Origin of the sequence: Sphingobacterium mizutaii (assembly GCF_900187125.1) — a bacterium.
GTDB lineage: Bacteria > Bacteroidota > Bacteroidia > Sphingobacteriales > Sphingobacteriaceae > Sphingobacterium > Sphingobacterium mizutaii.
The window spans coordinates 3,593,637-3,619,902 of sequence record NZ_LT906468.1 but is presented as its reverse complement, the minus strand read 5'-3'; the positions used below and the strand labels follow the sequence as shown (position 1 = coordinate 3,619,902).

17 protein-coding genes, 2 tRNA genes and 3 rRNA genes are annotated in these 26,266 nt (G+C 42.4%); 16 read left to right on the top strand and 6 right to left on the bottom strand.

The genetic code is table 11. The features are described from left to right. Positions 1–111 precede the first annotated feature (111 nt). Both CKW03_RS15660 and CKW03_RS15655 read right to left on the bottom strand, forming a co-directional pair. Positions 112–762, bottom strand: coding sequence for a DUF6266 family protein (locus CKW03_RS15660; protein WP_093101426.1), 651 nt, complete (start codon positions 760–762; stop codon positions 112–114). 95 nt (positions 763–857) lie between these two features. Continuing rightward, positions 858–1,715: a DUF4886 domain-containing protein gene (locus CKW03_RS15655; protein WP_093101428.1), complete on the bottom strand. Its 858-nt coding sequence runs from the start codon at positions 1,713–1,715 to the stop codon at positions 858–860. Positions 1,716–1,893: 178 nt separating this feature from the next. On the opposite strand from CKW03_RS15655, the gene CKW03_RS15650 reads away from it, so the two are divergent. The 3 genes from CKW03_RS15650 (at position 1,894) to CKW03_RS15640 (ending at position 4,923) form a co-directional block, all read left to right on the top strand. After that, on the top strand, positions 1,894–2,550 hold the full coding sequence (locus tag CKW03_RS15650; RefSeq protein ID WP_093101430.1) for a protein-L-isoaspartate(D-aspartate) O-methyltransferase: 657 nt from the start codon (positions 1,894–1,896) through the stop codon (positions 2,548–2,550). 129 nt (positions 2,551–2,679) lie between these two features. Further along, on the top strand, positions 2,680–4,500 hold the full coding sequence (locus CKW03_RS15645) for a MutS-related protein (protein WP_093101432.1): 1,821 nt from the start codon (positions 2,680–2,682) through the stop codon (positions 4,498–4,500). A gap of 21 nt (positions 4,501–4,521) precedes the next feature. Next, positions 4,522–4,923: an acyl-CoA thioesterase gene (locus CKW03_RS15640; RefSeq protein WP_093101434.1), complete on the top strand. Its 402-nt coding sequence runs from the start codon at positions 4,522–4,524 to the stop codon at positions 4,921–4,923. Between the two features lie 4 nt (positions 4,924–4,927). Here CKW03_RS15640 and CKW03_RS15635 read toward each other — a convergent pair whose 3' ends face one another. The 3 genes from CKW03_RS15635 to CKW03_RS15625 all read right to left on the bottom strand — a co-directional run bounded on the left by CKW03_RS15635 (position 4,928) and on the right by CKW03_RS15625 (position 8,076). Continuing rightward, positions 4,928–6,004, bottom strand: coding sequence for an NADH:flavin oxidoreductase/NADH oxidase (locus CKW03_RS15635; RefSeq protein ID WP_093101458.1), 1,077 nt, complete (start codon positions 6,002–6,004; stop codon positions 4,928–4,930). A gap of 125 nt (positions 6,005–6,129) precedes the next feature. Continuing rightward, the gene (locus CKW03_RS15630; RefSeq protein ID WP_093101436.1) at positions 6,130–6,504 is read right to left on the bottom strand and encodes a DUF779 domain-containing protein; all 375 of its coding nucleotides are present in this window, start codon (positions 6,502–6,504) and stop codon (positions 6,130–6,132) included. Between the two features lie 69 nt (positions 6,505–6,573). Next, positions 6,574–8,076 carry an aldehyde dehydrogenase family protein gene (locus CKW03_RS15625; protein WP_093101438.1) on the bottom strand — a complete coding sequence of 501 codons (1,503 nt, stop codon included), beginning with the start codon at positions 8,074–8,076 and terminating at the stop codon, positions 6,574–6,576. A 175-nt stretch (positions 8,077–8,251) separates the two neighbouring features. Here CKW03_RS15625 and CKW03_RS15620 point away from each other — a divergent pair, with 175 nt between their 5' ends. Then, complete coding sequence (locus CKW03_RS15620) at positions 8,252–9,175, top strand: AraC family transcriptional regulator (protein ID WP_093101440.1); 924 nt, start codon at positions 8,252–8,254, stop codon at positions 9,173–9,175. On the opposite strand, the gene smpB is transcribed toward CKW03_RS15620, so the two are convergent. Further along, a complete protein-coding gene (gene smpB, locus CKW03_RS15615) occupies positions 9,162–9,617 on the bottom strand; it encodes an SsrA-binding protein SmpB (protein WP_093101442.1) in 456 nt (151 codons plus the stop codon). The genes CKW03_RS15620 and smpB overlap by 14 nt on opposite strands. A gap of 309 nt (positions 9,618–9,926) precedes the next feature. Between smpB and spt the strand changes: the two genes are divergently transcribed. From spt to CKW03_RS15545, 12 genes are all read left to right on the top strand, one after another. Continuing rightward, positions 9,927–11,138: a serine palmitoyltransferase gene (gene spt, locus CKW03_RS15610; protein WP_093101444.1), complete on the top strand. Its 1,212-nt coding sequence runs from the start codon at positions 9,927–9,929 to the stop codon at positions 11,136–11,138. A 12-nt stretch (positions 11,139–11,150) separates the two neighbouring features. Continuing rightward, the gene (locus CKW03_RS15605) at positions 11,151–12,272 is read left to right on the top strand and encodes a hypothetical protein (RefSeq protein ID WP_093101446.1); all 1,122 of its coding nucleotides are present in this window, start codon (positions 11,151–11,153) and stop codon (positions 12,270–12,272) included. Next, a complete protein-coding gene (locus CKW03_RS15600; protein ID WP_093101448.1) occupies positions 12,269–13,267 on the top strand; it encodes an NAD-dependent epimerase/dehydratase family protein in 999 nt (332 codons plus the stop codon). The genes CKW03_RS15605 and CKW03_RS15600 overlap by 4 nt, the downstream gene beginning before the upstream one ends. A 13-nt stretch (positions 13,268–13,280) precedes the next feature. Then, entirely contained in the window at positions 13,281–13,979 is a 699-nt protein-coding gene (locus CKW03_RS15595; RefSeq protein WP_093101450.1) for a CDP-alcohol phosphatidyltransferase family protein, read from the top strand. 3 nt (positions 13,980–13,982) lie between these two features. Next, positions 13,983–14,369 carry a GtrA family protein gene (locus CKW03_RS15590; protein WP_093101452.1) on the top strand — a complete coding sequence of 129 codons (387 nt, stop codon included), beginning with the start codon at positions 13,983–13,985 and terminating at the stop codon, positions 14,367–14,369. Between the two features lie 1,065 nt (positions 14,370–15,434). Then, positions 15,435–16,962 (top strand): 16S ribosomal RNA (locus CKW03_RS15575). Between the two features lie 168 nt (positions 16,963–17,130). Next, positions 17,131–17,207 (top strand) — tRNA-Ile (locus tag CKW03_RS15570). Between the two features lie 5 nt (positions 17,208–17,212). Further along, positions 17,213–17,286, top strand: a tRNA-Ala gene (locus tag CKW03_RS15565). Between the two features lie 254 nt (positions 17,287–17,540). Then, a 23S ribosomal RNA gene (locus CKW03_RS15560) occupies positions 17,541–20,425 on the top strand. Positions 20,426–20,518: 93 nt separating this feature from the next. Further along, positions 20,519–20,630 (top strand): 5S ribosomal RNA (gene rrf / locus CKW03_RS15555). Together the 16S, 23S and 5S rRNA genes with 2 tRNA genes alongside form the textbook arrangement of a ribosomal RNA operon. Before the next feature lie 860 nt (positions 20,631–21,490). Continuing rightward, positions 21,491–24,718, top strand: coding sequence for a SusC/RagA family TonB-linked outer membrane protein (locus tag CKW03_RS15550; protein WP_093098480.1), 3,228 nt, complete (start codon positions 21,491–21,493; stop codon positions 24,716–24,718). Between the two features lie 12 nt (positions 24,719–24,730). Continuing rightward, complete coding sequence (locus CKW03_RS15545) at positions 24,731–26,254, top strand: SusD/RagB family nutrient-binding outer membrane lipoprotein (RefSeq protein ID WP_093098478.1); 1,524 nt, start codon at positions 24,731–24,733, stop codon at positions 26,252–26,254. Positions 26,255–26,266 lie beyond the last annotated feature (12 nt).

Sequence of the window (26,266 nt, the reverse complement as noted above, 5' to 3'; positions counted from 1 at the left end):
TTTTAAATTGCGCCAAATTTATATAATCCGCCCTTATTTACAAAAGCTAAAATTAAATAATATTAAAATTTTTTGTTATTAAGCTATTCCTGCTATAAACTATACACGAAATCATATTTTGCCCAAATACATACTATCCGTGCAATTATAGCTGCCATCATTAGAAAGGAAGGCGACATACAAATGATAAATAGCCTCCTTATTCTTTTTCCTAAAGAATAATTCTTGTTGCTTGTCCAGCAATAGGTTTCCATTCACCATCCCGTAGATCTTATTTTCCCCATTGCTCTCAGGTTGTAGAAGAATCATAATCCTATAGTTGTCCATGTTGTAGGCATTGAACAAAATCTTATCATAATCCCAATAGATCCGAAAAGAATCAGTTTCATCGCATAATTCGATCTTGATGTCCTGTATTGGGTTTTCAAAACCTTTGCTGATACTGAACTTCTCCCAATTCAGTTCAAACCTAGATTCCCTTTCAATGATGGCATTCTTGAAATTATACGACATGGCAGCATGGTAACTGGTCCATTCCTCATGGTAGTTTTTGAAGCCCAATCGAATATAGGGCAGGATCTCTGCTATGTATTCTTTGAGGTAATTGAATTTAGAATCTGATTTGTTTTGTGGAAAGACTCTGTCCTTAGTCAATCGTAATTGAGATGGATTTGTTGCAACAGGACTTTTCGTACTGCTATAAACAAAAAATCCCACTTTTCCATTTAGTGGGATCTGATTTCCATTTTTTAAAGTTGCCATATCACACCTGTTTGTTTTATACTAAACATACAAAACACGTGGGCGACTAGCAAGAGTATTTGAAATTAAATTTACTTTAAATAAAAGTTATTAACCTACTTTTTCACCTTAGAAACCTTGAATGGTTTTTTCACAGCCTTCTTAGCAGCCTCCTTTACGATCTTTGCCTGCAAATCCGTAACCTTTTCTGGTTTATAATCTGTTTTTGTAGGATCAAGATTGAATAATTTAGCATACCAAGTCAATGCCGCAGCAAATCTTCCATAGTCCAGATTCAAATGATAACCGTCGCGAGTGAAATTATCTCCAATAGAACTTGTTCTCCCATTCTGGATGGTGGTACCATCTGGAACGATAAAAGCATAATCACCCGTTTTATCCAATCTCGAGGTTACACTCATGATGCTATCATACATGTTTTTTTGGCTATTGTCATAGTTCGTGAATCCTTCATGTTTCGAATCTTGTTGATAGGCCCATGTTTGGTGATAAACAAGTTTGGTGTCGGGGTGAACATGTGCAAATACATAAGTCCAAAGATCAGTCAGCGTTTGCATAACGACATTGTATTTTCCAGAAAGGGGAGAGGCTTGTTGCAAACTCACATAATCCCAGTTTTCATCCGCAAGTGCATCTTCTATACTGGTCTGCTCCGTTGTTTTCTTGGATCCATCCAAGCTTATTTTTCGATAGCTGTATGCTTTCAGGTTATTATGAGCATTTTTTAAGTGTAAATCTAAGGGTGCTCCTCCGATATATAAATTGCCGATTACAATCTTTTTGCCTGCAGCAGTTGATAGCTCATGAAGGTAATTCTCTAAAGCATCTTCCGAAAAGCTATTCCCTATGGCAAGGACCTTCATGACATCATCGTCATTGGGTGAAGTCTCTTGGGCAAGCACTACTTGGAACTGCAGTAATATGATAAACAGATAAATAGTCAGTTTTTTCATTTTATCAATTTTTTGGGGTTTAATAGGAATATTGTTTTATTAATTTCCTTCACCTATAAAAGTACAAAAAATATAGCTTAAGGATATTTTCTTTATCATTTTTCAGAACCGTTCTGACCTTGAATGTTTTGCATTTTAACCTTAATAATATGGTAAAATAAGGGTAATTTTGAGACATATGGCTTATAAGTTTATAGACAATTACCGGGAACAGGGCGCAAGGAAGCAGTTGGTGAAGCATCTCGAAAAACGTGGGATAGAGGATAAGAAGGTGTTGCAAGCGATTGCAAAAGTCCCTCGTCATTTCTTTTTTGATGAAACCTTCTGGAACCAAGCTTACCGGGATATTGCATTTCCAATCGGTGATGGCCAGACCATTTCCCAACCTTACACCGTAGCTTATCAAAGCCAATTACTGCACATCAAAAAAGGCGATAAAGTCCTCGAGATCGGTACTGGTTCTGGTTATCAGACCTGCATCCTTATGGAATTGGGGGCTGACGTGTATACTATCGAGCGTCAGGAAAACCTTTACCATCGAACCATTCAAGTATTGCCTTATATGGGCTATAAACCAAACTTCTTCTTAGGCGATGGCTCCAAAGGTATTCCCGAAAAAGCACCATACGACAAAATCATAGTAACTGCCGGAGCTCCGTTCGTGCCTGAAAAAATGCTGAAACAACTTCGTCTAGGTGGTCTTTTAGTTATCCCAGTCGGTGACGAGAAATTCCAGAAAATGGTAACCATTCTCCGTGTCGGTGAAAACGACTTCGAAAGGATCGAACTCGATACTTTTAGGTTTGTCCCATTGGTAGGAGATCAGGCTTGGTAGCTCGGAAGAAATGAGATATGAGATATGAGATAAAAGACGCCGGTAATGGCGTCTTTTTTGTATTGAAAGCTGCTATTTATCTCAATACTCACATCTCAATTCTCATATCTAATACCTACCTTAGCTCCTATGAGTGCAGATTTCTACCAAAGCAATGTCAATAGGACCAAAGAAGAAATAAAATCATTAGAGAAGCAAATCAACAAGAATGCCTTTCTCCGGTTAGGGCTGATGGTTCTTGGAGCTATAGGGATATGGCAATTATTCTCCTTGAACAATATCTTTCTGGTGTTGGGAGCATTTCTTTTGGTGATTTTCCTGTTTGCATTCTTGGTGTACAGGCAGGCAAAGGTAGATAGGCAACTCCAGGAAGCTAAAGTGTTTTTAAGTGTCAATGAAAATGAGCTCCATATTCAAGACCGCAAAAAGAACATGTACGATGATGGTGAAACTTACGAAGATCCAAAACATCCCTATAGTTCAGACCTTGATATTTTCGGACCAAACTCCTTGTTTGAAATGGTTAACCGTTGTGCTACTAAAGATGGGGTAGCGGTTTTGCACTCTTGGATGGATGCCCCGTCCAGCAAAGAGGAGATTTCCGCTAGACAAGAAGCCGTAGAGGAATTAAAAAATGATCCTGAACATCTGCAGGCTTTCCAAACTAAAATGTTGTTCAATCTAGGATCCAAGATCAATTTAAGATCCTATATCTATAGTTACTTCCACGATAAATCCTTCCAATTTGGCAATGCATTCTATAAAATCTATGTCCCTATCGTACCTTGGATCTTTTTGGCGGGAATACTATTCTCCATCTTTGTTCACAATATAGGGGGCTATCTTTTAGGCTTAGGCATTATCCATCTCCTATGGACCATGGCGCAAGCTGGTAAAGTCAGCCATTTCTCCAATAAAATCGATAAGATAGGAGTCTCTTTGATCGGCTTTGCAGATGCCATCAAATTAATGGAAGATAAAAAGTATAGCGCTAGACTTAATCAGGAACTGCAAAAGAAGATTGAAGTCGAATCCCAACAAAAGAAACTATCCAGCATTATCAATGAGCTGGGTAAGTTGATCGATAAACTGGATGTGAGAAACAATATGCTGATTGGTGCTATCTTAAACATGCTTGCCTTATGGGATTTTAAACAAGTAATGGCAATCAGCAAATGGAAAGATCAATACGAAGATTCCATTCTCTCAGGCTTTGATGCGGTAGCAAAATATGAAAGCTTGGTGTCCCTATCCATTCTTGCTTATAATCATGCGGACTGGACCCAACCCAACATCTTGAATGATTTTGAAAAGGATCAACTTATTGCCGAGGATATCAATCATCCATTGATCCCTTCCAATAAGTCGATTGCGAATGATTATCATGCCCAAGACCATAAAATCGCCTTGATTACAGGGTCCAATATGGCAGGTAAGAGTACTTTTCTGAGAACGATAGGGATCAATGCAGTATTGGCTTATACAGGCGCTGTGGTCTGTGCCAAGAACTTTGCACTTCCGATCTATCAGCTAGTAACCTATATGCGAATCAAGGACTCCCTAAACGAAAGTACCTCCACCTTCAAAGCAGAGCTGGACCGCATGAAGTTTATCCTGGAACGCGTGAAAGATATCAAATCCAGCTATTTCTTGATTGATGAAATGCTGAGAGGAACGAACTCTGTCGATAAATATTTGGGATCAAAAGCTATTATCAAGAAATTAATCGAGCTACATGGTCGCGGCATGTTGGCAACCCATGACCTGCAGCTTTCTGAACTGGTAAATGATTATCCGGGTTACCTAAAAAACTATCATTTTGATATCCAAGTGCATGGTTCTGAAATGCTGTTTGACTATAAATTAAAGGATGGTGCATGTACCATTTTTAATGCGTCCATGCTGTTGAAAGGTATCGGAATAGTCGTAGAAAGCGAAAAAGTTGATTAACTTTGCGGCTCAATTTAAAAAATGACTGTTCAAGAACGTATCGATCAAAGCGAAACACGAATTACCATGACTGTGTTTCCTTCCCTTACCAATCATCATGACACCCTATTCGGTGGTAAAGCAATGGCGATCATGGATGAGGTTTCCTTTATGTGTGCTACACGTTTTTGTAGAAAATCCCTAGTAACTGTATCGACCGACAAAATTGACTTCCATAAAGCGATCCCTTCTGCAAGTATTGTTGAAGCGGTAGCTAGAGTAGAGACTGTCGGCAGAACTAGTTTAAAGGTCTATGTAGAGATCTTTAGAGAAAGCATGTACGAGGATGGCCGTGAATTAGCCATCCAAGGCCGGTTCACTTTCGTAGCCTTAGGTGACGACAAAAAACCTATTCCAGTCTTGGAAGGTTTGGATGTAGAATAAAATCCTATTCCATTTTTGCCCTTGCATATTGAGGTGCCCAGTTCAAGTCTACCCCCAATTCTTGGGCCCAACCGTAGACCAGGTGTGGATGTCTCAAAAACTCCCTGCCCAAAAGAATTAGATCTGCCGCACCTCGATCTAGGATATCCTGTGCCTGTTTGGCGCTGGTTATTAGACCAACAGCCCCAGTCGTAATTCCAGTTTCTTGCTTCACTTGATCCGCAAATGGAACCTGATATCCAGGGCCAACCGGAATTTTCTGGAAGGAAACAGCACCACCCGAAGAAATATCAGCAACTTCAACGGCTTTCTCTTTCAAGATGTGGATCAATTGAATGGTCTCCTCAATATCCCAACCGCCCTCAGCCCAATCCGTAGCCGATAACCTCACCCATAGGGAATGTTCAGAGTTCAGAACCGATTGAATGGAGTCTACGATCTCCAACAACAACCTGATCCTATTTTCAAAACTCCCTCCATATTCATCATCCCTTAAATTTACCAATGGCGATAAAAACTGATGGATCAAATAACCATGGGCAGCATGGATTTCGATTATTTGGTAACCAGCCTCCACAGCTCTTGCCGCAGCTGCTTTAAATTGCTGGATGATGTCTTGAATTTCGCTTTTGTTTAATCCAATGGGTGGATGTTCTTTTTCATGGTATGCAATTGGAGAAGGAGCTACAGTTTGCCAACCATGCTCTTCATTTGGGAGAAATTGCTTCCTGCTGATCCAAGGCAGATCGGTGCTCGCCTTTCTTCCAGCATGTGCCAATTGTATACCCACTTGACTTCCCTGTCCTTTAATAAAACTGGTTATCTGTTTGTATTTAGTTATATGCTCATCCTTCCAAATCCCTAGGTCGCCATAAGAAATCCTGCCTTCTGGACTTACAGCGGTAGCCTCTTGGATCACTGCACCCGCTCGACCAATGGCAAATTGACCGAGATGGACCAAATGCCAATCATTGGCAAAGCCATCAACAGCACTGTATTGACACATCGGTGATACAACGACTCTGTTTTTTAATTCTAATTGAGAAAGTTTTAATGGTGAAAATAGGGAAGGACTTGTCATCTGTTTTTCTGGGTTTAATAAATTCGACCTGTCTTTAAATGTACAGATCATTTATCAAAAAAACAGCATAAGAAGGCTTTATTGACTTTCAGAAAGCAATTGAACCTGTAAAAATAAAAATCAGATTATTCGTTCCGAATGACCTCAGGCAATTCCTTCAGTTCTTCTTCTGTAAATAATCGATAATGGATCTTGAAGGTTTTACCCATAGGGGTTTCCAATGAAAATCCTCCTGGTCCAAACCCATCCAGTACATCTAGCGTAAAATGTGAAAACTTCCAGTATTCAAAAAGATCACGGTCCACCCAAAACTCAAAACCCTCGACCAATCCGATCATGGCATCGTTCATCCGAGGGTAAAATCCGCCTTTTTCAAAACATTGAGGTTGGGTTCCTTCACAGCATCCGCCCGCTTGATAAAACATCAACGGTCCGTGTTTCTCAGTCAATTCCTTGATTACTGCTTTCGCATCCTCAGTTACATCTATCCTTGAAATCATATCTTGCTTTTGTTAAGAAAGGGGTTATAGAGCATAACCCCTTTTCACACATTTAACTATTAAACTCTATTAAAAGAATCCAAGCTTTTCTTTGCTGTATGAGATGAGCATGTTTTTAGCTTGACGGTAATAGGCTAACATCATTTTGTGGTTCTCACGTCCAATTCCGGACTGTTTATAACCACCAAATGGAGCTCCCGCAGGATAGCTGTGGTATTGGTTTACCCAAACCCGACCAGCCTGTATAGCTCTAGGAACCATGTACAATTCATGCGCATCTCGTGTCCATACACCCGCTCCTAATCCATATATGGTATCATTCGCAATGGCAATGGCCTCGTCAACATCCTTGAATGTCGTAACGGCCAATACTGGACCGAAGATCTCCTCTTGGAAAATGCGCATCTTATTGTTCCCTTTGAATAGGGTAGGCTTGATGTAATATCCATCATCGATGTCACCGCCTAAATGGTTTTCATCACCTCCGGTTAAAACTTCCGCACCTTCCTCTTTTCCTAATTTGATGTAGGACATGATTTTGTCCTTCTGTATTTTGGAAGCTTGCGCTCCCATCATCACCGTTGGATCCAATGGATTTCCAACTTTGATCTGGTTTACTCTTTCAATGACGCGTTCTATAAATTTATCATAGATGGACTCTTGAATCAATAACCTGGATGGACAAGTACAGATCTCGCCTTGGTTCAACGCAAATAATACTGCACCTTCAATTGCCTTGTCCAAAAAGGAGTCATCTTCATCCATTACTGACTCAAAGAACACGTTCGGAGACTTTCCGCCTAATTCCAATGTCACTGGGATAATGTTTTCTGTGGCATATTGCATCACCATTCTTCCCGTTGCAGTAGAGCCTGTGAAGGCAGCCTTGGCAACTTTCGGATGGGTTACCAGATGACGGCCTAACTCCGATCCGAAACCGTTCACAACGTTGATCACGCCTGGAGGAAGTAAATCTCCAATGATTTCCATCAATACCATAATGGAGGTAGGGGTACTCTCTGCCGGTTTCAAGACTACGGTACATCCTGCAGCCAGTGCCGGTGCCAATTTCCAAACCGCCATCAGGATCGGGAAATTCCAAGGGATGATCTGGGCCACTACACCGATTGGTTCATTTACGATCAAGGAAACCGTAGTGCTGTCCAACTCAGATAATGAACCTTCTTCTGCGCGGATCACACCGCCAAAATAACGGAAATGGTCAATCGCCAATGGAATATCAGCATTCAATGTTTCACGTACCGCCTTACCGTTGTCGATCGTCTCCACGATTGCTACTTGCTCTAAGTGCTGTTCGATACGGTCAGCAATCTTAAATAAGATATTACTGCGTTCGGTCGCTGAAGTCTTGCTCCAAGTCTCAAATGCTTTACTTGCTGCTTCTACAGCTTTATCAATATCCTCCTTGGTCGAATGGGCAACCTGTGTAAAGGGCTTTCCGTCAATGGGTGAGATATTATCAAAATATTTTCCTTGGGTTGGTGGAACGAAGGTTCCATTAATGTAATTATCGTAACGCTCTTTGAACGTAGGTCTTTTTAATTCGCTCATAGTTCTGTCTTTTTAATAGTTTATATTGGACTCTTTCTCAAATTTACCAACAGCTAATTTTTTTGTTTAGCATTATCGTCGCTAATCATAGCACAATATTTTCAAATAGCTTGTTTTTTGATTTTGTTTACTTTTTTTTATTTTTGGTTAACAGCCAGTTATAAAATAGAGTCGTATGGGAAAGAATAATTTAGTCCGAGAGCTTCCTTATTCGTCGGAGAGGGAATTGAACACTTTGGTTGAAAATAGACGTGCGTATACATTGAACAATTTCGAATTGAATGTCTATGAAACCTATCAAGCCAGCCAGTTGGTGCCCCTAAAGTTTAATGATATGGTCATCATCAATATGCTGAAGGGAAAGAAAATCATGCACCTTGAGGATGTGCCTGCATTTGATTATCTCCCTGGTGAGACCTTGGTGCTTCCTGCCCATAGACCCATGAAAATCGATTTCCCGGATGCTAAAATCATGGAGCCTACCCAATGTACTGCTTTATTGATCTCGGCTGATAAAATCGAAGAGACCATCGATTACCTCAATAATGCCTATCCCAAAATAAATAATAGCCTGTCCTGGGACTTCTCTTGGAATAAGTTCCATTTGCTGAATACCGACGAACTCGCAAGCTTGACCAATAAATTGTTCAGCAATATGATCAGTAATGACCCTTTTAAAGATGTCTTGGCTGATCTGCTCTTCAAGGAACTGTTGATCAGGATTATTCAACAGCAACAGTTGGGTGAATTGGTCGAACCCTCAATTTCAGGTAATGATGAAATGTCCAACCTCAAAAAATACATTCGGGAACACCTAACGGAAAGGATTACCATAGAAGATTTGAGCCGAAAGGCTAATATGAGCAAGGCAACGCTCTTTAGGATTTTTAAGGATGAATATGGAATTACCCCGATGGAACTCGTAATTCGGGAACGCTTGAGAAAGGCCAAGGAAATGCTGAGTGCAAATATGTCGATCAAAGAAGTCTGTTACGCTTGTGGCTTTACGGATGTAAATTATTTCAGCCGTTTATTCAAGGCCAGAGAGAATATGACTCCAGGTAATTACCAGCGAAAAATAGACATTAGCGTTTCATAGCTCGGTCCAATTCCCTTTTGCTCTCACGCTCTTTAATGGTTTCTCGCTTATCAAAGTCCTTCTTACCCTGTGCTAGGGCAATCTCTACTTTGGCAAAACCTCTTTCATTGATAAAGATGCGCAACGGAACAATGGTAAAACCCTTTTCCTCACCCTTTTCACGCAATTTCTTCAGCTCTTTTTTGGAAAGAAGCAATTTACGATCTCGTTTGGATTCGTGGTTATAGAATGATCCAAATGAATATTCGGCAATGTGCATGTTACGGATATAGAGCCCATCCTCAAAAAATGCACAGAAACTATCGTTGATATTAGCTTTCCCTTGACGGATGGATTTGATCTCGGTACCCAATAAAGCTAAGCCCGCAACATAGGTGTCAAGTAAGTGATACTCAAAGGATGCGCGTTTGTTTTTAATGTTAACCGTTGATGAAATTGCCATTTTTATTAATTATATTGAAGCACAAATGTAAGAATTTATGAAATTTTGCAAAATTTCGATGTAATATACACTAAACATTCTCTTAATATTAATTTAATTTTATGATATTTATATGTCAAATCAAACATAATTTGAGGTTTAAGTTTTGTATGTTTGCGTCGATTTTTTGTAAAGAAAGGTAATAAAAAGTAATATAAACATGATTTAATTTATGTGAATAGAACTTGTTTTGTACCTTTGTGGGATTTTTGACGATTTTTGTTAAAAGTTCAAAAAGTAAATATTATTGAGAAAATAGATACCTGACGAATGAGCAAGGGAAAATTAAACGAAAGAACTGCGCGGTTTTTAAATGGCGAGTTAGGAGATATCAAGTCAAAAAACTTATATGCTTATTTTAGACCGATCCAATCTAAACAGGATACTGAAGTCAAAATTGACGGACGCAGAGTATTAATGTTTGGTTCGAATTCTTACCTAGGACTGACGACGGATCCTCGAATTATTAAGGCTTCTCAGGATGCTCTTGAAAAATATGGTACTGGATGTGCCGGTTCTCGTTTCTTGAACGGAACTCTTGATATCCACGTGGAATTGGAAGAGAAACTTGCTGATTACGTAGGTAAGGAATCTGCTATCTTATTCAGTACGGGTTTCCAATCCAACCTAGGACCCCTTTCTTGCTTAACAGGACGTCATGACTATATCCTTTTGGATGAACGTGACCACGCTTCAATTATTGATGGTTCTCGCTTGTCATTCTCGAAAGTTATTAAATACGCTCACAACAATATCGAAGACCTAAGAGATAAAATCTCTCGCCTTCCTGAAGAAAGCTTTAAGTTAATTGCTACTGATGGTATCTTCAGTATGGAAGGGGATATCGTAAACCTACCTGACCTTGTTCAAGTAGCTAACGAATTTGACGCTGCTATATTGTGTGATGATGCCCATAGTTTAGGGGTTATCGGCCATAATGGTGCGGGTACTGCTAGCCACTTCGGTCTTACTGATCAGGTAGACTTGATCATGGGTACTTTCAGTAAATCCTTGGCCTCTCTTGGTGGCTTCGTTGCTGCAGATAGAGATACTATCGAGTTTTTGAAACACCGTGCTAGATCTTTGATGTTCAGCGCAAGTATGACACCTGCTTCTGTGGCTTCTACATTGAAAGCATTGGAAATCATCCAAACAGAACCTGAGCATATCGAAAGATTGTGGGCAAACACCAACTACGCTAAAAAATTGTTGTTAGACAACGGGTTTGACTTAGGTGCTACCGAAAGCCCTATCTTACCTGTTTTCGTAAGAAACAACGAAAAAACATATATCGTTACTAAAATGCTTCAGGATGACGGAGTTTTTGTTAATCCTGTTGTTGCGCCTGCAGTTCCTGCCGAAGAATCTTTGATCCGTTTCTCATTAATGGCTACCCATACTTTCGATCAGATCGATGAAGCCGTTGAGAAAATGACCAAAGTTTTCAAAGCACTGGAGGTTGAAAGTTTTATTAGTGAATAAAATCAGATAAAAGTGATTACTATAGTTCCTGTTGAAAGCAAAAAACAAAGAGCAAAATTTATCGATTTTCCTCATGACCTTTATGAAGGAGATCCAAATTATGTTCCAGAGCTTTTTGTTGCACAGGATGATATGTTGAATCCCGCTAAACACCCGTTCTACAAGCATTCATCCGTGCAATTGTTCTTGGCTTACCAAGATGATAAGATTGTCGGGCGTATCGCAGCAATTTACAATACAAACCATAATCAGTTTAACAATGTAAATGAAGGTCAATTCGGTTTCTTTGATTGTGTGAATGATCAGGATGTTGCCGATAAATTGTTCCAAGCTGCTGAAGAGTGGGTAAAAGGTAAAGGGGCAAACAATATAGTTGGACCAATTAACCTGTCTACCAATGACAGCGTGGGTCTTTTGGTTGAAGGTTTCGATAGGCCTCCAATGGCCATGATGCCTTACAACCCGCCTTATTACCAAGATTTGATCCTGAATGCCGGCTTTGGTAAAAAAGTTGACCTAAGGGCTTACTTGGTAAATAAGGAGAACTCCAATAAACGCTCTGTTTTGCTCTTGGATAAATTGGAAACTAGACTGAAACGTTCTGGGATCATTTTGAGAGAAATCAATATGAAAGATTTCGCTAGAGAAGCAGACAAGATTAAAAAAGTCTATAATAAAGCCTGGGACAAAAACCTAGGGTTTGTTCCAATGACAGATGAGGAGTTTATGCATACCGCAAAAGATCTGAAAATGATCGTTGATCCTAAATACTGCATTGTCGCTGAAAAGGGTGACGATATCATTGGATTTGCGCTAGGTATTCCAAATGTCAATGAAATCCAGATCAAGATCAAGCGTGGTAGATTGTTGCCGACCGGTATCTTTAAGCTTTTGTTTGGCTTGAAAAAAGTAAAATCCGTAAGGGTTTTGATGTTGGGTGTATTGGACAATTACCGCAAATTAGGAATTGAAGCTTGCCTTTACGGTCGCATTATCAAAAATGCAATCCCTTCAGGTATCGTTGAAGCTGAATGTTCCTGGATGTTGGATCATAACTACCTCATGAATCACGCTATTGAACAGATCAACGCTGAGTTTTACAAGCGCTATCGCCTCTTCGAAAAAGCGATATGAAAAAAAAGATTTTCATAACTGGTGCGAGTGGTTTTGTAGGCTCTCACCTTGTTGAGGCTGCCCAAAGCTTAGGCCTGGAGGTCCATGCTGCGGTCCGCAAATCCAGTAAGATCCAGGATATCCAGCCTTATGTCGATCAGTTTGTCTATCCGAACCTCGGAAACGAAGACGAGTTAAAAGCACTTTTCGAAAAAGAACAATACAATTATATCATCCATGCCGCTGCAATGACAAAGGCAAAGGATGAAAATATAATGCGGGAGGTCAATGTTGGCTATACAGATGCTATTCTTTCTGCTGCCACGGCTGATATCATGCCTTTGGAAAGAATCAGTTACGTAAGTAGCTTGGCTGCCATAGGTCCTATTCCATACAGCAGTGATGCATTGATTACCGAAAAAACACCATATCGCCCATTGACTGTTTATGGCAGGAGCAAGGAAGCTTCTGAACTGATGATTCAGGAGAAATATGCCGATGCCCCCATTTCCATATTCCGACCAACGGCAGTTTATGGTCCCCGTGAAAAGGATATTTTTATTCTTTTCGATACAATGAACAAGGGATTGGACCCCTATATTGGGAAAAATCCGCAAAAATTGAGTTTTATCTATGTCAAGGACCTAGTCGATGTACTATTGAAAGGTTGCCTGGTAAAACAAGACGGACTCCAAATGTATAATATCAGCGATGGCGAGGTGTATTCCCGTTATGCGATGGCTGAAATTTTCAAGGAAGTCCTGAATAAAAGACTTTTCAGAATGCATGTTCCATTAGGTCTGGTGAAAAGCGTTGCCGAACTCTCACAAAGACTATATCGCAATTCCGCTAAAACTCCCGTCATCTACCCTGAAAGACTAAGAGAGCTAACCGCAGAAAACTGGGGTTGTGATATTACACATGCAGTGCAAAACTTGAACTTTGATCCCCAGTATAAATTGGACGAAGGATTGAAGGCAAGTTTATTATGGTATAAAGAAAATAAGTGGCTCTAAATTTTCAGTTGAAATGAGTGGACAAAAAATTAATAAAAAGCTTTTTCAAGATAGAAAGCGAACTAATATTTTAAGTAATCCGGAACAGAAACTAATTTCCTACCTGGTTCCGAAGATCCCAGAGTGGATCTCCTCTGATGGCCTGACCGCCATCGGCCTCTTCGGATCTTTTATGATCCTAGGGAGTTTCTTGCTTGCAGAATATGTAAACATTTATTTCCTCCTCTTGGGGATCGTCGGCTTCTTCGTGCAATGGTTTGGTGACTCATTGGATGGAAGGATCGCCTTCTATAGAAATAAATCCCGTAAATGGTATGGCTTTGCCCTAGACATCGTGATGGACTGGATTTCCACCGTGATGATCGGTCTAGGCTATGTGCTATATGCTACAGGAGATTTTAAATATCTAGGTTTTACTTTGGTAGCCTTATATGGCTGGGCGATGATCATTTCCCAATTGCGGTATAGGATTACCGATAAGTACACCATTGATGCAGGATTGTTAGGTCCGACCGAAATCCGTGTGATTATCAGTTTAGTTATGGTCTTGGAAGTAATAGTTCCAGGGTCGATTAACTATTCAGTCCTTTTGATCTGTATTATCTTATTCTTCATTAATATCGGTGATACCAAGAAATTACTGGACCTTGGTGACGCAAAGGATCTTGAAGAAAAGGCAAACAAGCTTAAGGAAACAGAAATTAACGAATAAGGCATGTCCGATAAATTAAGGGTATTTCTCAGAGCACAGTTGTCCGCATTTATTGGCGGACTTTCTGATTTTGGGATTTACACCTTTTGCTATACGGTCCTGAATTTTACCGCGCCTTTTTCCAACGTGGTCTCTGGTAGCTTAGGTGCTATCGTTAACTTTACCATCAATCGATATTGGTCTTTCGGCAATACCGAGAAGTCCATTGGCAGCCAACTGTGGAAGTTCATTATCGTTGTTGTCGGTAGCATTACCCTGAAATCCTTGGGTATCCATGTTTTGGTAGACATTTGGCACCTGCACTTCTTGCTATCCAAGCTTATTGTAGAGATTATAGTCTCATTAGGGTTTAATTATACACTCCAAAGGTTTTGGGTATTTAAGCAGTAGCTGCTGAGTATATAAGAATTAAAGGGTCATCTTGATGTTTTTCAAGATGGCCCTTTCTTTTTTGTGGACAAAATGGGAGGAAAGGGTTCTAAAATGGTTTTGTTTAGGGGAATAAAATGAGGTGTTTTTGTATGGGTCTGGTTCGGGACTCATTCGGGGCATGTTCGGGAAAGCTTCGGTGGAGGGAGCTGGAATGCCCGCAGCGTACCCGAGGGTGGGACGTTGATTCTGCGGGAACGGAAGGGGGATGGCTTGGTTTGCGTTGCGAGATTTCCGAATGTGGGTCGAATGAGGTCAGCTGGAAAGGGAGGGGGGATTTTTGGACTAGGGTTCCGATCCACGGTAGGGGCGGATCGAATTCGCCCGCCCCACGCATTTGAACCAGGATGGAGGGGATCCGAGGATGGGCCAAGATCTGGGCAGGGACCAGGATGGGGAGGATAGGAGGATGGGCCAAGACCATGGAAAGGCCCGGGAAGCCTTCCTTTCGCCCCCTTTTGCCCCTTTTTCGCTGTCCCCAGTAAAATTTATCTGGCAATGCTACAGCGAGTTATGCCCCCTGGCGAAAAATACTTTGGCGGTACCCTTGGAAGTGAAGGTATTTTGTCCCTATCTTTGCACCACTCCGCAAGGGAGGGACGGCCGCAGGGCCACTGACATAAGGGATAGGAAAACGGCCAGGGGAAGCGGGAAATCGCGGAACAAACGCCACCGAAAAAAGACCACCAAAAAATATTTGAAAAAAGATTTTGCGGTTTCAGAAAAGGTTCCTACCTTTGCAGTCCCAACCAAGGGAAACAGCGACGGACGCGATGTCCGGAGCGGAAAAAAATGACAGATTGCGACCTTCCTTTACGGAGGGGACACAACATAAAAAAGCCGAAGCGAGATGCCCAGGCGCGATAAGTTCTTTAAATGATCATGTAGCGCAGCGACCCGTACGAGAGTACGGTAGCTGAACAAGATTTACAAAATCAATTCAGGTATCCCGGAGCGGGAGGAAAACATTTTTATAAGACAACGATTCTATTTATTATAAATAGTCTTGGTCTTACACTTCATTTTACAATGGAGAGTTTGATCCTGGCTCAGGATGAACGCTAGCGGCAGGCCTAATACATGCAAGTCGGACGGGATCCATCGGTAGCTTGCTACCGATGGTGAGAGTGGCGCACGGGTGCGTAACGCGTGAGCAACCTGCCCATATCAGGGGGATAGCCCGGAGAAATCCGGATTAACACCGCATGACACTGCTTTCCGGCATCGGGAGGTAGTCAAATATTCATAGGATATGGATGGGCTCGCGTGACATTAGCTAGTTGGTGGGGTAACGGCCCACCAAGGCGACGATGTCTAGGGGCTCTGAGAGGAGAATCCCCCACACTGGTACTGAGACACGGACCAGACTCCTACGGGAGGCAGCAGTAAGGAATATTGGTCAATGGGGGCAACCCTGAACCAGCCATGCCGCGTGCAGGACGACTGCCCTATGGGTTGTAAACTGCTTTTGTTAGGGAATAAACCCCGCTACGTGTAGCGGGCTGAATGTACCTAAAGAATAAGGATCGGCTAACTCCGTGCCAGCAGCCGCGGTAATACGGAGGATCCGAGCGTTATCCGGATTTATTGGGTTTAAAGGGTGCGTAGGCGGCACTTTAAGTCAGGGGTGAAAGACGGCAGCTCAACTGTCGCAGTGCCCTTGATACTGAAGTGCTTGAATGCGGTTGAAGACGGCGGAATGAGACAAGTAGCGGTGAAATGCATAGATATGTCTCAGAACACCGATTGCGAAGGCAGCTGTCTAAGCCGTTATTGACGCTGATGCACGAAAGCGTGGGGATCGAACAGGATTAGATACCCTGGTAGTCCACGCCCTAAACGATGATGACTCGATGTTTGCGATATACCGTAAGCGTCCAAGCGAAAGCGTTAAGTCATCCACCTGGGGAGTACGCCCGCAAGGGTGAAACTCAAAGGAATTGACGGGGGCCCGCACAAGCGGAGGAGCATGTGGTTTAATTCGATGATACGCGAGGAACCTTACCCGGGCTTGAAAGTTACTGAAGGGCGCAGAGACGCGCCCGTCCTTCGGGACAGGAAACTAGGTGCTGCATGGCTGTCGTCAGCTCGTGCCGTGAGGTGTTGGGTTAAGTCCCGCAACGAGCGCAACCCCTATGTTTAGTTGCCAGCACGTCAAGGTGGGGACTCTAAACAGACTGCCTGCGCAAGCAGAGAGGAAGGCGGGGACGACGTCAAGTCATCATGGCCCTTACGTCCGGGGCTACACACGTGCTACAATGGATGGTACAGCGGGCAGCTACACAGCAATGTGGTGCCAATCTCGAAAAGCCATTCACAGTTCGGATCGGGGTCTGCAACTCGACCCCGTGAAGTTGGATTCGCTAGTAATCGCGTATCAGCAATGACGCGGTGAATACGTTCCCGGGCCTTGTACACACCGCCCGTCAAGCCATGAAAGCTGGGGGTACCTAAAGCATGTAACCGCAAGGAGCGTGTTAGGGTAAAACCGGTAATTGGGGCTAAGTCGTAACAAGGTAGCCGTACCGGAAGGTGCGGCTGGAATACCTCCTTTCTAGAGCCCGCTCCGGGGGAGCTGCGCCACATACATGATCTATACAGAAAAAAAGACATTCAGAAGAAAGTGCCCACCCTGTGGGACAGTACCGAGTATCTAGTATTTAGTATCTAGACACCGTACTGCCCGACAACCGGTGACACCGAGAGATGAGAGAGATAAGCTAGTCCCGTAGCTCAGTTGGTTAGAGCACTACACTGATAATGTAGGGGTCAGCAGTTCAAATCTGCTCGGGACTACCACACACGGGGGATTAGCTCAGCTGGCTAGAGCACCTGCCTTGCACGCAGGGGGTCAACGGTTCGAATCCGTTATTCTCCACAGGTTAGATATGAGAAGTGAGATCTGAGATATGGGACGGTGCAATGCCGGTCCATGCCAGGGGGTCACACGGAGCTATGTAGGTTAAGGGATTTTATATCTCATATCCCACATCTCGATACTCACATCTGAACAGAGAGTTCTTTGACATATTGGAAGAAAAGAGATTAACAAGAGAAGACAACAGAGGCTCCATGCAGCAATGCATGGGACCAAAAAGCAACCTACCACTTTGCAAAAGGGGTGGTAGCGTGAAGAAAGTAAACAAGGGCACACGGGGGATGCCTAGGCTCTCAGAGGCGATGAAGGACGTGATAAGCTGCGATAAGCCACGGGGATCGGCAAATGCGACTCGATCCGTGGATTTCCGAATGGGGCAACCCGGCATGTTGAAGACATGCCATCAAATTGAAGCGAACGCGCTGAACTGAAACATCTAAGTAGGCGTAGGAGGAGAAAATAACAATGATTTCCCAAGTAGTGGCGAGCGAACGGGAAAGAGCCCAAACCGTCCATGTCAAGGCATGGGCGGGGTTGTAGGACCACGGCATTGTACTGTGCTATGAACTGGAAGCAGGTGGGAAACTGCGCGATAAGGGTGAGAGCCCCGTACAGGCAAAGAATACAGGCATAGTGGTATCCTGAGTACCGCGGGACCGGAGAAATCCTGTGGGAATCCGCCAGCACCATCTGGCAAGGCTAAATACTCCTGAGAGACCGATAGTGGACCAGTACCGTGAGGGAAAGGTGAAAAGAACCCCGAACAGGGGAGTGAAAAGAACCTGAAACCGTGTGCTTACAAGCGGTCGGAGCGGAGCGATTCCGTGACGGCGTGCCTTTTGCATAATGAGCCTACGAGTTACTCTTGTCCGGCAAGGTTAATGGCTTAAGGCCAGGAGCCGAAGCGAAAGCGAGTCTGAACAGGGCGCACAGTCGGACGAGGTAGACGCGAAACCTTGTGATCTACCCTTGGGCAGGTTGAAGGTGCGGTAACACGTACTGGAGGACCGAACCGATAAACGTTGAAAAGTTTCCGGATGACCTGAGGGTAGGGGTGAAAGGCCAATCAAACTGGGAAATAGCTCGTACTCCCCGAAATGTTTTTAGGAACAGCGTCGGCATGGAGTCTAGCAGAGGTAGAGCTACCGATTGGGTGCGGGGGAGTCAAATCCTACCAAATCCAGACGAACTCCGAATGCTGCTAGATATGGCCGGCAGTGAGGCTTTGGGTGCTAAGGTCCAAGGCCGAGAGGGAAAGAACCCAGACCATCAGCTAAGGTCCCCAAATCCGTTCTAAGTTGAACTAACGAGGTCCGGTTGCCCAGACAGCTAGGATGTTGGCTTGGAAGCAGCCATTCATTTAAAGAGTGCGTAACAGCTCACTAGTCGAGCGGCCGGGCGTGGATAATAAACGGGCATCAAGAACGGTACCGAAGCTATGGATTGCAATTTATTGCACTGGTAGGGGAGCATTCCATCGGGGGCGAATCCGCGGGGCGACCCGTGGTGGACCTGATGGAAAAGCAAATGTAGGCATAAGTAACGATAAGGCGGGTGAGAAACCCGCCCACCGAAAGACCAAGGTTTCCTGATCAACGCTAATCGGATCAGGGTCAGTCGGGACCTAAGGCGCATCCGAAGGGAGGCAGCCGATGGCCAACGGGTTAATATTCCCGTACTGTTGATGGCTGCGATGTGGTGACGGAGTAGTGACACTGCCGCGAACTGACGGAATAGTTCGTTGAAGGGCAAAGGTATTGGACCGGTAGGCAAATCCGCCGGTACAGCCGAAGCCCGATAGTACAGCAAACCCTCGGGGGCGCTGATAGCGCAGGTAAGCAGACTTCCAAGAAAACCCGCTAAGCTCCAGGCCATCAAGACCCGTACCGCAAACCGACACAGGTGGTCGAGGAGAGGATCCTAAGGTGCTCGAGTGAATCATGGCTAAGGAACTCGGCAAAATGGCCCTGTAACTTCGGGAGAAGGGGCGCTTCCTCCAGCGATGGAGAAGCCGCAGTGAAAAGGCCCAGGCGACTGTTTAGCAAAAACATATGGCTTTGCGAAATCGAAAGATGAGGTATAAGGCCTGACACCTGCCCGGTGCTGGAAGGTTAAGAGGGGATGTCATCCGCAAGGAGAAGCATTGAATCGAAGCCCCAGTAAACGGCGGCCGTAACTATAACGGTCCTAAGGTAGCGAAATTCCTTGTCGGGTAAGTTCCGACCTGCACGAATGGTGTAACGATCTGGGCGCTGTCTCAGCCATGAGCTCGGTGAAATTGTGGTATCGGTGAAGACGCCGGTTACCCGCAACGGGACGGAAAGACCCCATGAACCTTCACTATAGCTTAACATTGGAATTGGGTACAGGATGTGTAGGATAGGCGGGAGTAATTGAAGCGGTTTCGCCAGGAATCGCGGATACGACCTTGAAATACCGCCCTTTCTGTATCCGGTTTCTAATCCCGTTATACGGGAGACATTGTTTGGTGGGTAGTTTGACTGGGGTGGTCGCCTCCAAAAAGGTAACGGAGGCTTTCAAAGGTAAGCTCAGTACGCTTGGTAACCGTACGTGGAGTGCAATGGCATAAGCTTGCTTGACTGTGAGACCTACAAGTCGACCAGGGTCGAAAGACGGACATAGTGATCCGGTGGTTCTGTATGGAAGGGCCATCGCTCAAAGGATAAAAGGTACTCTGGGGATAACAGGCTGATCTCCCCCAAGAGCTCATATCGACGGGGAGGTTTGGCACCTCGATGTCGGCTCGTCACATCCTGGGGCTGGAGAAGGTCCCAAGGGTTGGGCTGTTCGCCCATTAAAGTGGCACGCGAGCTGGGTTCAGAACGTCGCGAGACAGTTCGGTCCCTATCTGTTGTGGGCGCTGGAAGTTTGAGTGGATCTGACCTTAGTACGAGAGGACCGGGTTGGACGGACCGCTGGTGAACCTGTTATGCCGCCAGGTGTACGGCAGGGTAGCTACGTCCGGGATAGATAAGCGCTGAAAGCATCTAAGTGCGAAACTAGCCACGAGATGAGACTTCCTCACAAGGGTCGTCGGAGATTACGACGTCGATAGGCCACAGGTGTAAAGGTTGAGAGACCAAAGCCGAGTGGTACTAATAGCCCGAAGCTTTCCAATGCGGATAGACCTGTTGTCCTCTCTCTTTTTCTGATCTTTTCTTCCAATAACATGTCAATGTACGCTGCCCCAAGGGCATGTACAAAAAGGTATTCAGGTGCCTATATCGGCGGTGTCCACCTCTTCCCATTCCGAACAGAGAAGTTAAGCCCGCCAGAGCCGATGGTATTGCCGTAACAGGTGGGAGAGTAGGTCGGTGCCTAATTTTATACGGGAGCCCGCTGTCAACAGACAGCGGGCTTTCTGTTTTTATGGACTTTGGGGAAGCGGTAAGGGAGCGGGCAGGTCAGGTGCACGGCAGCGGGCGGATGCGATCCGCCCCTACGGAATGGGGGACTTTCAGGCGGAAGTATGTTTTCCATGACGGTCTAGGTCCATCCTCCCATCCCATCCATCCTGTTTCAACCAATCCTCCCATCCCTTTCATCAATCCTCCCATCCCTCATCTTAATTACCTCTCCTAAACATCCTTTCCCATTCAGCTCTTTTCCCTCCTTGTTATCAACACTTTTTGATTCTTCTATTAGGAAAATAAATCTTAAAAATCTTTACTATAGTCTTTATGGAAATTTAAAAACCTGAGAGTTAAAATTAGATGTATAATATTAATTTTTAGGTTCTGTCTAACAATTATTATGTTTCAATAAATGTATGGTTTAGGCAGTTTATTTATATGGTTTATACTATTAATCCTAATAAATCTACGTTTTTGATAGATTATAGCAAGTTTGTGACCTAATATAATTTTGGAAATAAACATATATTGTCCATTCGTTTACTTATCTATTCAACTTCTTAAATATCTTATTCTCGGCTATTTTATGGTTTATTTTTTTTTATATCTTGGTTTTTATAATCAGCCGATAAGCCAAAATTTCACTTTGCCGACATAGAATTTTAATTAACCAGATAGGTGTGATGACCTATTATATATTATAAATTTTTTTGAATTAACCTATTTTATGATGTTTATGGAAAATAAATCATTGCACCTTAGTTAGTTTTAGTTGCATAATAATTAAAATAATAATTTATTAATAACAATTTATTTAAAAAACTAAAATTATGAGCTGGAATAAACCTAATGACGTTCCAAACATAAATTACCTAAAGCCTATGAATCTCTTAAAACTTGTCCTTTGTTCAAGTTCTATTTTGTTCATGGCAAATGCTGAGGCCGCGCCTCACTATCTTTGGAAAACAGATAAAATAGAATCGAATCTGGATTATTCTTTTGGTCTCCCTCAACAAACAACTGTAAAAGGTGTTTTAGTGGATGAACAAGGAGCGCCAGTTCCTAACGCTTCTATTTTGGTAAAAGGCACCAATGAAGGATCCAAATCGGATGATCAGGGTAGATTCTCTTTTCAGACGACAAAACCAAAAGGTGTTTTGGTCATCAGCCACATGAGCTATGCGACGACCGAAATGCCAATCAACACCGCTACACAGATGAGAATTGTCTTAAAAGAGAATTCCTCAACAGATATTGAAGAGGTAGTTGTCACTTCATTTGGTATTAAACGTGACCGTAAGACTTTGGGATATGGGGTAGCTGAAGTCAAAGCGGACGAATTATCGAAATCACCAACTCCGGATGTTACCAATGCTTTGGCGGGTAGGTTATCAGGTGTTCAAGTAAGTGGTTCGGGTGGTGGATTTGCGGGGTCAAATATTACCATCAGGGGATTTTCGACGTTCACTGGAAGTAACCAACCCTTATATGTGGTAGATGGTATTCCTTTGGACAATTCAGGTGGGGGTAACTCAGTAAACTCTGGGGTTGTAAATTCAAGCCGTATTTCGGATATCAACCCGCAGGATATTGAATCCATGAGTGTTCTTAAGGGTGCTGCCGCTACTGTACTGTATGGTTCTAGAGCAGCGTCTGGGGTAATCTTGATTACGACGAAGAAAGCAAAAAAAGGGATTAAAAATCAGATATCAGTAGGAACAAATACTGGTGTTGGTATGGTTTCCCGAATGCCAGCTTTCCAAAATGAATATGCGCAAGGTAGTAACGGAAACTATAATAATTCCGTAACAGGATCTTGGGGACCAAAGATAGCTGGACAAGAGGTGACCAACTGGTTTGGCGATAAAGAGAATTTGCAAGCCTATCCAGATAATATCAATGATATCCTTCAAAACTCTGTAAGTTCTGTAAACGATTTAAGTTTTACAGGTTCTGGAGAAAAATATGACTATCGTGTATCTTATGGATATACTGTAGAAACAGGTCTCCTTCCAAGCAATAAGCTTACTAGAAATAATATTTCCGTAAATGCTTCTACTGACCTAACCGATAAATTTAAAGTTGGTACTTCATTTTCTTATGTGAATAACGTTTCAAATCGTACACAAGCTGGTAACCAAGGTGCCAATCCACTTTGGAGGGGTATTTATACACCAAGAAGTTATGATTTGACCAATATGCCATTTAAAGATGCGGAAGGTAACCAATTATGGTTTGCGCCGGAGGATCATCCATACTGGTCGATTGAAAATATTAGAAATAACAATGAGGTTAACCGCTTCTACGGTAACATTAACTTGAAATATGATTTCTTAGATTGGTTAACAGCCGATTTAAAAGTAGGTGCCGATGTTTTCAGTATGGTATCTAAAGGATTTGATAATAAAGGAATCCGCAGTAATGGTAATACAAGTTCAGCTGGAGCAGGTGGGGTACAGGATCGCAATGTTTCAATGAAAAATATCAACTCTTATTTCACAGTGACTGCAAATAAGAAGGTGTTTGAAAATTGGAACTTGATTGCTACAGTAGGTAATGAAATTATTGCAAATAATAGAAATACGCTACAATCTACTGGTTTAGGTATTGTATTGCCAAATTTTGATAACCAAAGTAACTTCTTGACTTTTAATACTTCAGGAAACATCAATCAAAACAGACAAGTTGGGGTATTTGCCGACGTGGTAATGGATTATAAATCTTATTTATCCTTGAACGTAAAGGCTAGGAATGACTTTTCTTCAACATTATCCAAAGGAAATCAATCCATCTTTTATCCGGCAGCAGCTGTGAGTTTAGTGCTGACTGATGCATTTCCAAGTCTAAAATCAAATGTATTGACCATGGCAAAAGTTCGTGCCAATGTGGGTGAAGTAGGTAAAGGAACAGAACCTTATGCTACCAATACCTATTTCGGTAGAGCAAGTGCTTCAGATGGTTTCGTTTCCACTTTGGTAAGTTTTCCATATAATGGACTAGCAGGCTATACCTTGAATAATAGCGCTGGAAATAATGACTTAAGACCAGAGTTTACAAGAGAGTATGAATTGGGATTAGATTTGTCTTTGTACAATGGTAGGATCAGCTTTGAGGGATCGGTGTATGAAAGAGATACCCGTAACTTAATCTTTGCAGTACCTGCACCTTCTTCATCAGGTTTTACTTCAATGGTGACCAACGCGGGTAGTTTATCGACCAAAGGTATCGAGTTGATGTTGAATTTAGTGCCAGTTCAGAAAGAAAACTTCACTTGGAGATCAGGATTTAACTTTACCAAATTCAAATCTATAGTGGAGGAATTGGCACCAGGAGTAAGTAATATCTCCATTGGTGGATTTACCTCTCCGAATATTAGATTGGTGGCAGGACAAGAATATGGACAGATTTGGTCAAATGCGTATCAAAGAGATGATCAAGGCCGAATGATTATTAATGCCAATGGATTACCAAAACCAACAACCAGTGTTCAAAAAGTAGGAAATCCTAACCCTAAATTTAATTTAGGATGGACCAATGACTTTAACTATAAGGACTTTACCTTATCCTTCTTAGTAGATTTCAAATATAAAGGTGATGTGATGTCAAGGACCATTGGGGATTTAAGAATCCAAGGGGTAGCTGAAGAAACAGCGGAATTTGAACGTATTGATGGTTCAGGAAATGTGACTAAGCCATATATTTTCGAAGGTGTATTAGAAAATGGTTCACCAAATACTACCTACGTTTCTGCTCAACAATACTATAGCTTACAAGGTAAATATGTAGCCTGGGAAGGATATGTATTGGATGGAACTTTTGTAAAACTGAGAGAGGCTAACATTTCCTATAAGTTGCCAACAAAATGGTTGGAAGGACAGAATTTTATTAAAGGAGTAAATATTTCGGTATATGGTCGGAACTTGTTGACCTATGCTCCAAACTTCCCACACCTTGATCCAGAACAAAACTTGTTAGGTATCAGTAATGCAAGGGGATTGGAGTTTGGATTCAGTCCAACACCGAGAACCATTGGAGGTAGTGTAAGATTTAGCTTATAAAATTGAAAGAAGATGAAAAAGATATTTAGTTTATTAACAGTCGCTACCTTGTTAGGTGCTGCATCTTGCAGTTCGTTTTTGGATGTAAATGATGATCCAAACAACGTTACTAAGGTTGGTATTAATCAATTACTGCCTGCTGTGACTGTAAATGTGGGATATTTTGGGGCGAGTGATTTATTACGTGTAAGTGGCGCTTTTGTTCAACAATTTAGTGGACAAGGACCTGTTCAAGGACACGTCGCTTTTAAAGAATATGAACGTTACAACGTGAATGATTCTGATATTAATAATCAATGGGTAACCTTGTTTGGTACCGCATTAAGTGATATATCAGTTCTCATTAAACAAGCAACAGAAGAGGGCAGTCCTCATTATGCGGGTGTAGCGAAACTTTTGAAAGCTTATATTTATCAAGTAACAGTGGATGCCTGGGGAGATGTTCCTTATTTTAATGCTTCCATGTTTGGAGAAAATTTAAAGCCAGAGGTTGACGATGATGAATTGATCTATAAAGATTTGATCCGTTTAATCGATGAAGGAATTGCAGATATCAATGCCGGGACATCTGTTCTTTCTCCAAATTCGTTCTCTGCCATTTATGCTTCAAGCAATTGGGCAACATCTAAGGAAAAATGGGAGAAATTTGGAAACACCTTGAAATTGAGAATTTACCTGCATTATTCTGCAAAAGATCCTAACTTCTCCAAAACCAAGATCAATGAGCTGATTAATTCAGGTGCAAAATTCTTTGCTAGCAATGAGGATGGATTCACAATGAACTTCTTAAGTTCTCCCCAACGTCAGAATCCGATTTACAGTATTGAATTGGGCCAATACAGAAATCAATTCTTGCCTAATCGCTATATCGTTGATTTGATGAACAATAATGAAGATCCACGTAGAGAGAGGTATTTTACACCATTCCCATATTTTTCAAATCCAAAAACCTATAAAGGTTCAAGTGTAATGGATGCGAATGTTTCCAGTGAGTATTCCAGATTACATGAATATTTATATGGAAATGTGACTTCCTTCAATCCTAGCATGGTGGATGCTAAAGGAGCATTACAAACTGGGGCTATTTCCTATAGTGGAGAATCACCTGCTCGTTTGTTGACTTTTGCAGAGTACAATTTTATCCGTGCAGAGGCAGCATTGATGAACGGAGCAGCAGCAGAAGCGCAAACCTTCTATGCTGCGGGCATTAAGGCTTCATTTGATGAAAGTAAATTACCTGCAAGCAGCTTAGCCACTTATATGGCAAGTAAGGGTACTTTAGCAGGAACAAACCAGCAAAAATTAGAACAGATTATTACTGAAAAGTACATTGCTAATTTTGGGGTTGTTGCTGAACCATGGACAGATTACAGAAGAACAGGTTATCCTGCATTGACACCTTTGAAAAAACCAATAGCTATTTACGATGAGGTTCCAAGATCATTGTTATATTCTCAATCAGAAGCAAACAATAATCCAAATATCAAACAGAAATCTAGCATGTTGGAAAGAGTATTTTGGGATACCAGACAATAATTAATAAATTTC